Annotated in this window: 10 protein-coding genes; 3 read left to right on the plus strand and 7 right to left on the minus strand. The window is 60.8% G+C overall.

Annotated elements, in window-relative coordinates:
• Positions 1-13: 13 nt before the first annotated feature.
• On the minus strand, positions 14-880 hold the full coding sequence (locus F475_RS13870) for a pirin family protein (protein WP_111454133.1): 867 nt from the start codon (positions 878-880) through the stop codon (positions 14-16).
• A 243-nt stretch (positions 881-1,123) separates the two neighbouring features.
• Here F475_RS13870 and dkgB point away from each other — a divergent pair, with 243 nt between their 5' ends.
• Positions 1,124-1,927, plus strand: coding sequence for a 2,5-didehydrogluconate reductase DkgB (gene dkgB, locus F475_RS13875; protein WP_111454134.1), 804 nt, complete (start codon positions 1,124-1,126; stop codon positions 1,925-1,927).
• 3 nt (positions 1,928-1,930) lie between these two features.
• Here dkgB and F475_RS13880 read toward each other — a convergent pair whose 3' ends face one another.
• The 6 genes from F475_RS13880 to F475_RS13905 all read right to left on the minus strand — a co-directional run bounded on the left by F475_RS13880 (position 1,931) and on the right by F475_RS13905 (position 11,602).
• Positions 1,931-5,161, minus strand: a complete 3,231-nt coding sequence (locus F475_RS13880; RefSeq protein WP_111454135.1) for a transporter substrate-binding domain-containing protein — start codon at positions 5,159-5,161, stop codon at positions 1,931-1,933.
• Positions 5,162-5,173: 12 nt separating this feature from the next.
• The gene (locus F475_RS13885; protein ID WP_111454136.1) at positions 5,174-5,794 is read right to left on the minus strand and encodes a response regulator transcription factor; all 621 of its coding nucleotides are present in this window, start codon (positions 5,792-5,794) and stop codon (positions 5,174-5,176) included.
• 154 nt (positions 5,795-5,948) lie between these two features.
• On the minus strand, positions 5,949-6,326 hold the full coding sequence (locus F475_RS13890) for a response regulator (protein ID WP_111454137.1): 378 nt from the start codon (positions 6,324-6,326) through the stop codon (positions 5,949-5,951).
• A gap of 174 nt (positions 6,327-6,500) precedes the next feature.
• The gene (gene mgtA, locus F475_RS13895) at positions 6,501-9,218 is read right to left on the minus strand and encodes a magnesium-translocating P-type ATPase (RefSeq protein ID WP_111454138.1); all 2,718 of its coding nucleotides are present in this window, start codon (positions 9,216-9,218) and stop codon (positions 6,501-6,503) included.
• A 438-nt stretch (positions 9,219-9,656) separates the two neighbouring features.
• Complete coding sequence (locus tag F475_RS13900; RefSeq protein WP_111454139.1) at positions 9,657-10,988, minus strand: lysine N(6)-hydroxylase/L-ornithine N(5)-oxygenase family protein; 1,332 nt, start codon at positions 10,986-10,988, stop codon at positions 9,657-9,659.
• A 131-nt stretch (positions 10,989-11,119) separates the two neighbouring features.
• Positions 11,120-11,602, minus strand: coding sequence for a sigma-70 family RNA polymerase sigma factor (locus F475_RS13905; protein ID WP_111454140.1), 483 nt, complete (start codon positions 11,600-11,602; stop codon positions 11,120-11,122).
• A gap of 333 nt (positions 11,603-11,935) precedes the next feature.
• Here F475_RS13905 and F475_RS13910 point away from each other — a divergent pair, with 333 nt between their 5' ends.
• Together F475_RS13910 and F475_RS13915 are read left to right on the plus strand one after the other, a co-directional pair.
• Complete coding sequence (locus F475_RS13910) at positions 11,936-13,108, plus strand: efflux RND transporter periplasmic adaptor subunit (RefSeq protein WP_111454141.1); 1,173 nt, start codon at positions 11,936-11,938, stop codon at positions 13,106-13,108.
• Positions 13,109-15,082: a MacB family efflux pump subunit gene (locus F475_RS13915; protein WP_111454142.1), complete on the plus strand. Its 1,974-nt coding sequence runs from the start codon at positions 13,109-13,111 to the stop codon at positions 15,080-15,082.
• Position 15,083: the final 1 nt, after the last annotated feature.

Below are 15,083 nucleotides of genomic sequence, written 5' to 3' on the forward strand. Positions count from 1 at the left end.
TACTGCGTCGTATTCAACCGCTCATCCGGCCGAACCGGCCCGACTGAAAGTCGCTGAAGGCCTGATGGATTTCCTGCTCGGTGTTCATTACAAATGGGCCGTGGCCGACGATGGGCTCGTCGATCGGCTCGCCGCTGAGCAGCAGCACGACGGCATCGTTGTCGGCTTCGAGGCTGAGCTGATCACCGTCGCGTTCGAACAACGCCAACTGCCCGTCACGCACCAGTTCCTGACCATTGACCTGAACCGTACCGCGCAGCACCACCAGTGCGGTGTTGCGTCCTTCATGCAGATCCAGGGTCAGCAACTTGCCGGCGTTCAAGCGCACATCCCACACGTCGATCGGCGTGAAGGTGCGCGCCGGGCCTTTGTGGCCGTCGAACTCACCGGCGATCAAGCGCAGGCTGCCGGCATTGTCTTTCAGCGGGATACGCGCAATGTCGCCGTCGAGAATCGTCTGGTAACCAGGCTCGGCCATCTTGTCCCTGGCCGGCAAGTTGACCCACAGCTGCACCATTTCCAGGGTGCCGCCGGTTTTGGCGAAACCTTCGGAGTGAAACTCCTCATGAATGATCCCCGAGGCCGCAGTCATCCATTGCACATCGCCGGGGCCGATCTTGCCGCCGCTGCCGGTGGAGTCACGGTGCTCCAGTTCGCCCTGGTAGACGATCGTCACGGTCTCGAACCCGCGGTGCGGATGCTGACCCACGCCACGACGCTCGGTGGTCGGAGTGAATTCGGCGGGACCTGCGTGATCCAGCAGCAGGAACGGGCTGATGTGTTTGCCCAGGTTGTCGTAGGAAAACAGCGTGCGAACCGGAAAACCGTCGCCGACCCAATGAGGTCGTGGACTGGTGTAGATACCGATGATGTTTTTCATCTTTGCCTCTGAATCTGTTGTGTGACGCGATGGATAAAGCTTAAAACCATGACCTTTGGTGCACTAGACTGCAAAAAACAGCCTCATCGTTCTATCTGGAGAACGATGGAGGAAGATTTTTTGATCTTCCAACAGCCCATTCATGACTTGCGGTAAACAGTGCTTTGCCAAACCAGCGGTTTTTCTCAAGGGTGCAGCCGGGGATACTCCCGCCCATTCCCACTGCAATCCCTGGAGTCATTGATGTCTATTCCCGCATTCGGCCTTGGTACGTTTCGCCTGCAAGGCCAAGTGGTCATCGATTCGGTAAGCACCGGTCTTGAGCTGGGTTACCGGGTCATCGACACCGCGCAAATCTACGAAAACGAAGCCGAGGTCGGCCAGGCCATCGCCGCCAGCGGCATTGCCCGTGAAGAGTTGTTCATCACCAGCAAAATCTGGGTCGCCAACTTTGCCAAAGACCGGTTGATCGACAGCCTCAAAGAAAGCCTGGATAAGCTGCAAACCGACTATCTGGACCTGACCCTGATCCACTGGCCGTCACCGGAAGATCAGGTGCCGGTCGAAGAGTTCATGGGGGCGCTGCTCGAGGCCAAACGACTGGGCCTGACCCGTCGGATCGGCGTGTCCAACTTCACGGTCGACCTGATGAAGCAAGCCATTGCTGCGGTCGGCGCCGAGAACATCGCCACCAACCAGATCGAACTGCACCCGTACCTGCAAAACCGCAAGGTCGTCGAATTTGCGCAAAGCCAGGGCATCCAGATCACCTCCTACATGACCCTGGCCTATGGCGAAGTGCTGAAAGATCCGCTCATCCAGCAGATCGCCGATCGCCTGCAGGCGACACCGGCCCAAGTCACCCTGGCCTGGGCCATGCAACTGGGGTACGCGGTGATCCCCTCTTCCACCAAACGCACCAACCTGCAAAGCAATTTGCACGCCTGCACGCTGACCCTGAGCGACGCCGACATGGCGCTGATCGCGGGCCTGGATCGCGGCCAGCGACTGACCAGCCCCAAAGGCATTGCGCCGCAGTGGGATTGAGTTTCAGCCCTGACTCAAATCTTGGCTCAAGCGTTCATCCAGCGATGACATCGCGCGCTGCAATTGATCGACGGCATCGTCGAGCAGCGCCGAATCCCCCACATCGATGACCCGCTCCAGTTGCTCGCAATGCTCGATCAAACGCACCGCCCTGACCATGCGCGCACCGCCCTTGATGCGGTGCGCCAGGTCGCGCAGCACACGGTGATTGCCATTGGCGTGCGCCTGGAGCAGATCATCCCGATCCACCTGGTTGGTCACCGTCAGTTCGCGCACCAGACGATCAATCAACGTGCGGTCCGCACCGACGTATTGCTCCAGGCCACTGAGGTCCATCTCCGGCGTTGAGGGCTCTGCGACAGGTTCTGGCGCCTGGTTCAAAAACCTGGAGGCCAACCAAGTGTTCAGATCCGCCAGCAGGATCGGTTTGAACAGGCAGTCGTCCATGCCCGCCTCCAGGCATCGGGCCTTCTCCTCGGGCTGCGCATTGGCGGTACAGCCCAGAATCAATGTAGGTGGCAATCCCTTGGCACACTCTTCATCGCGGATTGCACCCGCCAGTTCATAACCGCTGAGCCTGGGCATATTGCAGTCGGTAACCACCAGATCGAACTCATGTTTGCGCCACAGCTTAAGCGCCCGTGCGCCCTCTCCGGCCTCCAGAACATGATGCCCAAGGTGGCTCAGTTGCCATGAAAGCAACAGTCGATTAGGCGGGTGATCGTCAACCACCAGAATCGTCAGTGGCCGCGTTGGCGCCTGCAATCCGCTCTCCACGGCCTCAATGGAAGGCAACGACGGCAATGCGATCAGCTCAAGATTGATGTCGACCTGCGTGCCTTGTCCAAGGACGCTGTCGAGTTGCAACCGCCCGCCCATCATTTCGCACAGCGTGCGGCTGATCACTAACCCCAGGCCAGAGCCGCTTCGGGCTGACTGTCGGCCGTTATCGGCCTGGATGAACGGGCTGAACAACCGTTGTCGGTCGACGGTGCTGATGCCTATGCCGGTGTCTTCAATCTGCACGCTGACCGCCAGATGTCCTGACATGACGGCCGCCACTCGCAGCGTCAGGCTCACTTCACCCTCATGGGTGAACTTGATGGCGTTGCTCAGCAGATTGGACAGCACCTGTTTGAAGCGTGTGGGATCGATCAACACATCACAGTCACTGTGTTCGTCCAGATCGATTCGCCACGCCAGCTCTTTCTGCCGTGCAAGGCCTTCAAAAACCCGACACACCGATTCCACCAGCCCCCGCAGATTGGCGCGCTCAGGGGTCAGGGATAAATGCCCTGACTCGATACGCGCGATATCCAGGATGTCGCCGATCAGCGCCAGCAATTGTTGGCCGGCACTGGACGCCACCTCAATGGCAGAACGGTCGATGACGCCTTCATCCGCGCGCATCAGGGCCAGTTCAAGCATGCCGATCAGCGCGTTCATCGGTGTGCGGATCTCATGACTCATGGTCGCCAGAAAGGTGGTTTTGGCGCGATTGGCGTCGTCCGCCACGTCCTTGGCGTCCTGCAATTGCCGCAACCATTGCTGGCGCTGGCGGATCTGCCGGCGCTGCCAGGCGATCCAGCCCAAGGCGAGCAACAGCAAGGCGCCAGCCACGGTAAAGGCCTGAAGAATGCCCTGGCGATGACGCAGCCAATAGCTGTCATCCACCACCACATCATGGCTCCAGCGCGCCACCAGATCGTCCATCTCCTGGGGCGAGATGCTCAGCAATGCCTTGTTCAGAATCGAGTGCAACTCCAGCGCGCCACGGGCAGTGGCCAGGGCGATACGGGCGGGCTGATCGCCCACGGTGCTGCTGACACGCAGCTGCTCGTGATACTGCCGGGCGATCAGGTAACGGGCGACGATCAATGAACTGAGCGTCGCGTCAGCCCGCCCCCCGATCACCCATTCCATCCCCTCCGCCGGACTTTGCACCTCGACCAGGCGCACCTGCGGCGCCCGGGCCTGGATGAAGCCGAACAACGGATGACCGCGATAAATTGCCAGGCGCTTACCGGCCAGATCGTCCAGCGTCCTGGGGCTGTCCACTTTCGTTTTACTGACCAGCACGAAAGGGTTACTAAGGTAAGCGCGGGTAAAGAGCAACACGTCTTCACGCTCGGTACTGGGCGTGACTACCGGCAGCAGGTCGATCTCGCCGTCCCGAAGTTGCTCGATTTGCCGGTCCAGCGAGTGGCCGCGTTGCACCTCAAAGGTCAAACCGCTGCGCTGGCTGATCAGCGTCAGCAACTGTGCCGTCAACCCGCTCAGCCGACCTTGGGCATCATAGAATGTCAGCGGGGCAAAGTTGTCGATGACCCCGACAGTGACCGTCGGATGCCGATCCAGCCAGCGTTGCTCGCTGGCGCTCAAACGCACCTGCTGTTGACCCGCCGTACTGGCCCTGCCGGCACTCCAGCGCACCTCAATGGCCAAGCGCTGCTCCATGGGAATCGCTGCCAGCGCCTTATCGACGATACCGTTGAGACGCGGGTTGTCCGCCGCCAAAGCGAAGCCGAACGGATTGGCATCCAGACCGGAAGGCCCCGCCAGATGAACGTTATTCAAGTAATTATTGTTGATCAGGTAATTGGCGCTGATGAAATCGCCCAGGTAAACATCGCACTGTCCGAACGCCACCGCCCCGAGCGCGTCGAGGGTGGAGGGGTAACGCTGCAAGCGTGCGTCGGGATAAAAATCTTCAACAGCCTGCGCCTGCAAATAGTCTTCAACCATGGCAATACATTTGCCGGCAAGATCGACAGGCATCCGCTCGTCCAGCCGAGTGGCCAGCATCGGCTGATCTTCGGCATAGGCTCGGGATCTGGTCAGCGACGGATCGGCCGCCTCGAAGTTGTTCGATGTCCCGAGCAGATCCAGTTCATGGTGCTTGAGGGCATCCATGGCGGCTTCACGGGTGGCATAACGCAGCACCTCGATCCTGACGTGCAGCAGTTGCCCCAACAGTTCGGCGTAATCGGCCGTGATGCCCTCCAACTCATCGCTGTGGCGTATCACCTCGAATGGCGGGTAGTCGGGGCCTGTCACTCCGAGGCGCAGGGTCCGTTTATCGCGTAGCCATTGCCAGTCCCTTTCATCCAGCTTGACCTGGAAGCCTTCCGCTGTTGAGCGCCCCAGCAGATGCAAGCGCTGTGGCTCGTCGGCTCGCGCCGTTTGAACTTGCTGTACAAGGCACAGCACACACGCCAACAGAAAGATGCGCACGGTCGGGTTCGCTCAGATCAGTAGATTGCGCTTGGCGAAATCCCGCAGGAACACTTTCGAGGTCACCCCGGTTTTTTCGACGACGCGGGTTGTGTAGGTGCTGGTGGTCTTGACACTCAAATGCATAACCTCGGCGATGCCCTTATTGGACATGCCCTTGGCCAAATACTGCAAAATTGTCAGCTCACGGTTGGAGAGATTGTCGATCATCTGTTTTTCGCTGTACTGCCGAGGGTCTTGCGATCCCGAAGACAGCCGGGCGAAAAAGGTGTAACCGGTCATGACCGCGTGCACGGCTTTTTGCAATTGACTCAAGTCGTGGGTCTTGGCGACATACGCCATGGCCCCGGCGCGCATGCAACGATCCTGAAAATTCTGCGGATCCAGCGACGTGAACACCAACACCCGGCACGGCAAGTCACTGGCTTTGATCCGTTCCAGCACATCCAGCCCGTCGCCTTCGGGCATGACCAGATCCAGCACCACCAGAGCAGGTGAGTGGTCACGGAGCATCGACAAGGCCTCACTGCCTTTGGAGGCCTCGTAAATCCGTTTGAAACCCTCCCGCTCCACTACGATTTTGACTGCGGCGCGTACCACCGGATGATCGTCCACAATCAGCACTGACTTCATGGCAATTCCCTGTGCAAAGATCTGACGATTACGCAACCCATGCACTCCGGATAACGCTGGACCGGACGCAATGCCTGCGTGACGACTTTTGCATGGTGGGCAGGAAGAATGTACCTGTTAAAAATGATAGTACCGACGAACGGTGACCCGGGACTCAACCGATCCGTTGTCGATTCCGCTCGTGATCCAGACTCGGTGCAGCTTCACACGCAGGCGGATCGATGAGCGCCATCAGCCGTCGGATGGACGCTAAATCCGGCAGCGTCGCGTGGCCATCGTAGATCAAGGAGTAATGAACCTGAGAGTTATCGAGGAAGAACCCAGGCAGGTCCAACGCCCCATCCGCCAATGAGGCATTGATGACCACCAGGTCGAACGGTTCGCAACCGTACTCGACCAAGGTCAGCATCTGCACAAGGCTGTGCACCGGTGCCACCCGGTAATAACCGAGCTGATTGAACAACCGCTCGGTTTTCAGCCGGTGAAAATGCTGTTCGTCGGCGATCAGGATGCGCAAGGCTTTATTGGTCATCGCGGGCCTCCAGGTCAATGGCTGATGAGTGAGGCGGCAAGGCTACGGAAGACCCGAGAAGCGTTCTGTAGGACCTTTCCTAAAAATCGAGGGTTCTGTCCGACTTAAAGATCAAAAGATCGCGGCCTTCGTAGGAGCTGACGCAGCTTGCAACAGCTCCTACTTTTGGCAGCCTTACTGCCAGCCAAACCGCCGAATGTAGAAGCCTTTCACCGCCTGGGTCAGTGCCATGTACGCCAGCAGAATCACCGGCAGGAACACAAAATACAGCGACGGCAGCGCCTGCAGTTTGAAGTAATGCGCCAGCGGCCCCATCGGCAGGAAAATCCCCACGGCCATGATGATGCCCGTCATCACCAGCAGCGGCGTGGCGGCGCGGCTTTGCAGGAACGGCACCTTCGGCGTGCGGATCATGTGCACGATCAGCGTCTGGGTCAGCAGCCCGACCACGAACCAGCCGGACTGGAACAGGGTCTGGTGGTCCGGGGTGTTGGCATCGAACACGTACCACATCAAGGCAAAGGTGCTGATGTCGAAGATCGAACTGATCGGGCCGAAAAACAGCATGAAGCGTCCGACGTCCGCTGGCTGCCAGCGTTGGGGCTGTTTCAGCATGTCTTCATCGACGTTATCGAACGGGATGGCGATCTGCGAAATGTCGTAGAGCAGGTTCTGCACCAGCAGGTGCATCGGCAGCATGGGCAGGAACGGAATGAACGCACTGGCCACCAGCACCGAGAACACGTTGCCGAAGTTCGAGCTGGCGGTCATTTTGATGTACTTGAGCATGTTGGCGAAGGTCCGCCGTCCTTCCAGCACGCCCTCCTCCAGCACCATCAGGCTTTTTTCCAGAAGGATGATGTCCGCCGCTTCCTTGGCGATGTCCACCGCGCTGTCCACCGAAATACCGATGTCGGCAGTGCGCAGGGCTGGCGCATCGTTGATGCCGTCGCCCATGAAACCGACCACGTGACCGTTGCCCTTGAGCAGGCGGACGATGCGTTCCTTGTGCGACGGCGTGAGTTTGGCGAAGACGTTGGTGGTCTCCACCGCCACCGCCAGCTCGGCGTCGCTCATGCGCTCGATGTCGTTGCCCATCAGCAGGCCTTGCTGTTCCAGCCCGACTTCACGGCAGATTTTCGCGGTCACCAGTTCGTTGTCGCCAGTCAGCACTTTCACCGCCACACCGTGCGCGGCCAGGGCCTTGAGTGCCGGCGCGGTGCTTTCCTTCGGTGGATCGAGGAAAGCCACATAACCGATCAGCGTCAGCGCCTGTTCATCGGCCAGGCTGTAAGTGTCGCGGCCCTCGATCATTGGCCGCGCCGCCACCGCCACCACCCGCAGGCCTTCGGCATTGAAGGTGGCGGTGACCTGGCGAATCCGCGCCAGCAATTCATCGCTCAGCGCCTCGTCGGCATCGCCATGGCGCACCCGGGTGCACACCGCCAGCACTTCTTCCACCGCGCCTTTGCAGATCAGCAGATGCGGCTGATCACGCTCGGCCACCACCACCGACATGCGCCGACGGGTGAAGTCGAACGGAATCTCGTCGACCTTGCGAAACGCCGTGCCGACTTTCAGTTCACGGTGGATCTCCACGTGTTCCAGCACGGCCACGTCCAGCAGGTTTTTCAGGCCGGTCTGGTAGTAGCTGTTGAGGTAGGCCATTTCCAGCACGTCATCGGAATCGTTACCCCAGACATCGACGTTGCGCGCGAGGAAGATTTTGTCCTGGGTCAGGGTGCCGGTCTTGTCGGTGCAGAGCACGTCCATGGCGCCGAAGTTCTGGATCGCATCGAGGCGTTTGACGATGACTTTTTTGCGCGACAGGAACACCGCGCCTTTTGCCAGGGTCGAGGTGACAATCATCGGCAGCATTTCCGGGGTCAGGCCCACGGCGATCGACAGCGCGAACAGCAACGCTTCGGTCCAGTCACCCTTGGTGAAACCGTTGATGAACAACACCAGCGGCGCCATGACGAACATGAAGCGGATCAGCAACCAGCTGACCTTGTTGACTCCGGTCTGAAACGAAGTCGGCGCACGATCGGTGGCACCGACCCGCTGCGCCAGCGCGCCGAAATAGGTGTTGTTGCCAGTGGTGAGAATCAGCGCCATGGCCGTGCCGGACACCACGTTGGTGCCCATGAACAGGATGTTGTCGAGGTCCAGCGGGTTGTGGGTGTGGTTGTCCTGCTGACGTGGGAATTTTTCCACCGGCATCGATTCACCGGTCATCGCGGCCTGGCTGACGAACAGGTCCTTGGCGTTGAGCACTCGGCAATCGGCAGGAATCATGTCACCGGCCGAGAGCACGATCAGGTCACCCGGCACCAGTTGCTTGATCGGCAATTCGAGGCGTTGCGCACCGTTGTTCGCCACCTCCCGACGCATCACCGTGGCGGTGTTGCTGACCATCGCCTTGAGCGCGTCGGCGGCCTGGTTGGATTTGGTTTCCTGCCAGAAACGCAGCAAGGTCGAGAGCACCACCATCGAGAAAATCACGATGGCGGCTTTCATGTCTTCGGTCAGCCAGGAGATCACCGCCAGCAAGGTCAGCAGCAGGTTGAACGGGTTTTTGTAGCAGTGCCACAGGTGCGTCCACCATGGCAGCGGCTGCTCGTGCTCGACTTCATTGAGGCCATGTTGCTCGCGCAGGGCATCGGCCTCAGATTCACTCAGGCCGTCGGTGTGGCTGCCGAGGTTATCCAGCAATTGGCCGGTGTCGCTGTTGGCAGCGGCGACCAGGGTTTGCGCGAGCGTCGGCGGGACTTCACGGCTGACCGTGGTGTCGGTGAAGCTTTCCAGCAGCGCCAGTCGACGGAAATGCCGGGCGATGTGGCGGTTACGCAGGAATCCGGCGAAGAATTCTTTCAGCCAGGTCAGGTTCATGGCAGTGCCCCCCAGGGTCAGCCGGGAAACCGTCAAGCAGGCGTGTCGAGGCGCTGCGATGACGACACGGGGTCGAACATCACACGCTGTTCAGCGTCGATGAGAGGACGTCGGGAGTCGGGCCAAACCGGCCACGATCGGGATGCCGCTGCTCGCTTTACGGCGAGACAACGGCAGAAAAAGGCTGCGCGTTATCTTGCCGGGAAAATGCCGGTTACCGAGACCGGCCGACAACTGTCACTCGAACAAGTACCCACTGTGGGTCTCCGCTAATTGATGAAAACGCGCGAAGCTTACGCCGCGATATCTAGAGAGTAAACGCTGCGCAGGGGTGTTGCAGGGGGAATCGCGGGGTTCTTCAGGAAGGGTTCAGGTTGATCGCAAACCTGTGGCGAGGGGGCGGTGCGGCGTTCCGACAAGCCCCCTCGCCACAAAATCTCAGCTGGCAGTCGCCAACAACACGTCCCTCACCGATCGGCCATGGGATTTGCCATGGTCATACAACGAGCCGGCAATTTCATCGGCGCGGATCGGCAGGATCGACAGCAAGGTGTCGCTCAAGCCGTGGCTGGCCTGGCAGAAGCCCTGCATGTAGATCCCGGCCTTGCAGCGCTCGTCGGTGATCAGCCTGTAGTTGCGATCGACCTCAAAATCGCCGAGGTATTGCTCCAGCGGCGCCAACAGTTTGCGGTGCATCTGCCGCTCGTAACCGGTGGCCAGCACCACGGCGTCGTAGCGGTGAACCGTGACTTCGCCGGTGGCGTTGTTGCGCATCGCCAGCTCGATACCGCGCTCGGTCGCGGTGGCTTTTTCGACGGTGGTCAGGGTACGGAACGCATGGCGCGCGATGCCCGAGACTTTCTGCCGGTAGAAGATCCCGTAGATGCGTTCTATCAGATCGATGTCCACCACCGAATAGTTGGTGTTGTGGTACTCGTTGACCAGACGTTCGCGTTCACTGCTGGCCTGCTGGAACACCAGGTCGGTGAACTCCGGCGAGAACACTTCGTTGACGAAGGGGCTGTCATCGGCCGGTTTCAAGGCCGAGCCGCGCAGGATCATGTCCACCTGCACCGACGGGAAGCTGTCGTTGAGGTCGATGAAGGCCTCCGCCGCGCTCTGCCCGCCGCCGATGATCGCGATGTTCATCGGTTGGTTGCTCACGCACGGTTGCCTGGCCATGCGCTCCAGGTACTGGGAATGGTGGAACACCCGACCGTCATCCTTCAGTGCCTTGAACGCTTCGGGAATCCGCGGTGTACCGCCGGCGCTGACCACCACCGAACGGGTGGTACGCACATGCTGCAAACCCTGGGTATCACGCGAGATCACTCGCAACGCCTCGACCTGATGGTTATGCAGCACCGGCTCGATGGTCAGCACTTCCTCGCCGTAGCGGCTCTGCCCGGTAAATTGCCCGGCGACCCAGCGCAGGTAGTCGTTGTACTCCATGCGGCACGGATAGAAGGTGCCGAGGTTGATGAAGTCCACCAGACGACCATGGTGCTTGAGGTAGTTGACGAAGGAATACGGGCTGGTCGGGTTGCGCAGGGTCACCAGGTCCTTGAGAAACGATATCTGCAGCTCGCTCTGGGTGACCAGGGTATTGCCGTGCCAGCGGTAGTCCGCCTGCTTGTCGAGAAACAGCACATCCAGCTCGCCCTGGCTCGGCCCGCGCTCTTGCAGGGCGATGGCCAGGGCCAGGTTCGAAGGGCCGAAACCAACGCCGATCAGGTCGTGAACGATGGGCGATGCAATTGCCTGTGTCATTTCCAGTGTCCTCTGGATAAACCCCGCAGCTGCGGGGATAAAGCCTGGGTGACCTGACCGGCCTTTGGCGGCAGCAGATCGTCTGTTGAATAGGAACGAGGACCATGAAAAAAAATTTAACGAGGACTGATTTAAGCGACGTCCCACTGGCGCATGCGCACCCGGCAATGCTTCATGGCATTGACGATGTGTTTTTCCACCAGCGCCTTGGAAATCCCCAGGTGCTCGGCGATTTGCGGGTGTGACAGGCCTTCGATCTTGCGCAGCAGGAAGCTCTCGCGACACAGCCGTGGCAATTCCGCCAGCGCGCGCTGCAGCATGTCCAGGCGCTGACCATGATCGAGGCTGTTGTGGGGCGATGGGGTGAAGTAGCGCTCTTCGCTGTCGAGCACCTCCAGGGGTTCGACCTGACGCAAGGCATTGCGTCGGTGATCGTCGATCACCAGGTTGAGCGCGGTGCGATAAAGGAACGCCCGGGGTTGTTCGATCGGCGTGTCGCTGGAACGCTCCAGTACCCGCAGATACGCGTCATGCACCACATCTTCGGCCACCTGGCGGTTGCCTAGCCTGGCGTTCAGGAAACACACCAGCTCGCGATAGTAGTTTTCCAACATGACTCCCGGCCGCACGGGGTGCGGTTTCTATCCTTGAACCAGATCCGCCACCGCCCAAGTATGTAGTGGCACGATGCTGGCGATTTCGAGTGTGTAATTTATAGTAATTCTCATATAGATTTAAAGCGCTGTTTCTATTTGCCTGCTAAATAGTGCTGTCCTATACCTTTGACTTTGTCTGTCACTCAAAGCCTCAACGCTTAAATTCCCCGCCCCTTCCCTCGTCTACAGGACAGCTCCCCGTGGCTGTCGGTCCTCCGACAGCGTTCAGCTGTCGCCAGGTTTGGTACGCCTGCTGAATGACGGGCCGAATCCTTTTGGCCGGAACCCTGCATGAAACGTCCCCGTCACACCCGACGCGCCCTGCTTGTAGCCCTTTGTCTGATCCCCGTTATCGCCATCGCGGCCTGGCAGGTTTTGCCTGCGGGTCGTGACCGGTTCGCCACGGTCCAGGTCGCGCGCGGCGACATTGAAAGCAGCGTCACGGCATTGGGAACCCTGCAACCGAGGCGGTATGTCGATGTCGGCGCCCAGGCCTCCGGGCAGATCCACAAGATCCATGTGGAGGTCGGTGACGTGGTCAAGGAAGGCCAGTTGCTGGTGGAAATCGACCCCTCCACCCAACAGGCCAAACTCGACGCCGGGCGTTTTTCCATCGACAACCTCAAGGCGCAGCTGCAGGAGCAGCGGGCACAGCACGACCTGGCCCGGCAGAAATATCAGCGTCAACAGCACCTCGCCGCCGGCGGCGCGACACGGGACGAAGACGTGCAAACGGCCCAGACCGAACTGCGCACCACTCAGGCGCGCATCGACATGTTCGAGGCGCAGATCCGCCAGGCCCAGGCCAGCCTGCGCAGCGATCAGGCCGAACTCGGCTATACGCGCATTTACGCGCCGATGAGCGGAACGGTCGTGGCCCTCGATGCCCGCGAAGGCCAGACCCTCAACGCCCAGCAACAAACGCCGCTGATCCTGCGCATCGCCAAACTGTCGCCGATGACGGTCTGGGCCGAGGTCTCGGAGGCTGACATCGGTCACGTCAGACCCGGCATGAGCGCCTGGTTCACCACGCTCAGCGGCGGTAACCGGCGCTGGAGCAGCACGGTGCGGCAGATTTTGCCGATACCGCCCAAACCACTGGATCAGACCAGCCAGGGCGGCGGCAATCCGGCCAGTTCCAGTAAAAGCGGGACGGCTCGCGTGGTGCTGTACACGGTGCTGCTGGACGTCGACAACGCCGACAACGCGCTGATGGCGGAAATGACCGCCCAAGTGTTCTTCGTTTCCAACCAGGCAAAAAACGTCCTTACCGCGCCGGTCGCCGCCTTGCAGGGCGGCCCGCAGGCCGACAGTCAAACGGCTCGGGTGGTCGCCCAGAACGGCAGCATCGAGCAACGGACTGTGCGCACCGGCATCAGCGACCGCCTGAAGGTGCAGATCCTCGACGGACTGGCCGAAGGCGATCACCTGTTGATCGGCCCCGCCGACGGCAGTGGAGGTTGAATGCAAACGCCTCTGATCGACGTGCAGGACATTCGTAAATCCTACGGTGGCGGCGACGCGCCTGAAGTTCATGTGTTGCGCGGCATCGACCTGTCGATCCACGCCGGGGAGTTCGTAGCGATCGTCGGCGCTTCCGGCTCCGGCAAATCGACGCTGATGAACATCCTCGGCTGCCTCGACCGGCCAACGTCCGGCGAGTATCGGTTCGCCGGCGAAAATGTCGCGGCACTCGACAGCGATGAGCTGGCCTGGCTGCGCCGCGAGGCATTCGGTTTCGTGTTTCAGGGGTATCACCTGATTCCGTCCGGTTCGGCCCAGGAAAACGTCGAGATGCCGGCGATCTACGCCGGCACCCCAGCGGCCGAACGCCACGCCCGCGCCGCCGCCCTGCTCGACCGTCTCGGCCTGGCAGCACGCACCGGCAACCGTCCGCACCAGCTCTCCGGCGGCCAGCAGCAACGGGTGTCCATCGCTCGCGCATTAATGAATGGCGGCCACATCATCCTCGCCGACGAACCCACCGGCGCCCTCGACAGCCACAGCGGCGCCGAGGTCATGGCGCTGCTCGACGAACTGGCGAGCCAAGGCCATGTGGTGATCCTCATCACCCACGACCGCGACGTGGCGGCCCGGGCCAAACGCGTGATCGAGATCCGCGACGGCCTGATCATCAGCGACAGCGCCCGCGACAACCCCGCCGTGCAGGCCTCGGCCAATCCCGGTGCGCTGCAAGCGGTGGATTTGCGCAAGCGGCTGAGCGAAGGCAGCGAGGCTACCGGTGCCTGGAAAGGCGAATTGGTGGATGCGATACACGCGGCCTGGCGGGTGATGTGGATCAACCGCTTCCGCACCGCCCTGACGCTGCTGGGGATCATCATCGGCGTCGCCTCGGTGGTGGTGATGCTGGCCGTCGGCGAAGGCAGCAAGCGTCAGGTCATGGCGCAGATGGGCGCGTTCGGCTCGAACATCATTTACCTCAGCGGCTCCGCCCCCAACCCGCGCACGCCGCCCGGTATCGTGACCCTGGATGACGTCGCGGCGCTGGCCAGTTTGCCGCAAGTCATGCGGATCATGCCGGTCAACGGCGCCGAAGCCGGGGTGCGCTTCGGCAACCTCGACCACCTGAGCTACGTCGGCGGCAACGACACCAACTTTCCGGCGATCTTCAACTGGCCGGTGGTCGAGGGCAGTTACTTCACCGAGGCCGATGAACGCAACGCCGCGGCGGTCGCGGTGATCGGCCACAAGGTGCGCAGCAAACTGCTCAAGGACGTCGCCAACCCCATCGGCCAATACATCCTGATCGAAAACGTGCCCTTCCAGGTCGTCGGCGTGCTCGCGGAAAAAGGCGCCAGTTCCGGCGATTCCGACAGCGACAACCGGATTGCCGTGCCCTACTCGGCCGCCAGTGTCCGGCTGTTCGGCACCCGCAACCCCGAGTACGTGGCCATTGCCGCAGCCGATGCGCGCAAGGTCAAAGAGACCGAAAAGGCCATCGAGCAGTTGATGCTGCGCCTGCACAACGGCAAACACGATTTCGAACTGACCAACAACGCCGCGATGATTCAGGCCGAGGCGCGCACGCAAAATACGCTGTCGCTGATGCTCGGTTCGATTGCGGCGATCTCGCTGCTGGTGGGCGGCATCGGCGTGATGAACATCATGCTCATGACCGTGCGCGAACGGACCCGGGAGATCGGTATCCGCATGGCCACCGGCGCCCGTCAGCGCGACATATTGCGCCAGTTCCTCACTGAAGCAGTGATGCTCTCGGTGGTCGGCGGGATCGCCGGCATCGCCCTGGCGCTGATCGTCGGCGGCGTATTGGTGCTCAGCAAAGTCGCGGTGGCCTTTTCCCTGGCGGCGGTCATCGGCGCCTTCGCCTGCGCACTGATCACCGGCGTTGTCTTCGGCTTCATGCCGGCCCGCAAAGCTGCCCGGCTCGACCCGGTCACGGCCCTTACCAGTGAATGAT

It is taken from the genome of Pseudomonas sp. URMO17WK12:I6 (assembly GCF_003253625.1).
In the GTDB taxonomy this organism is placed as follows: Bacteria; Pseudomonadota; Gammaproteobacteria; order Pseudomonadales; family Pseudomonadaceae; genus Aquipseudomonas.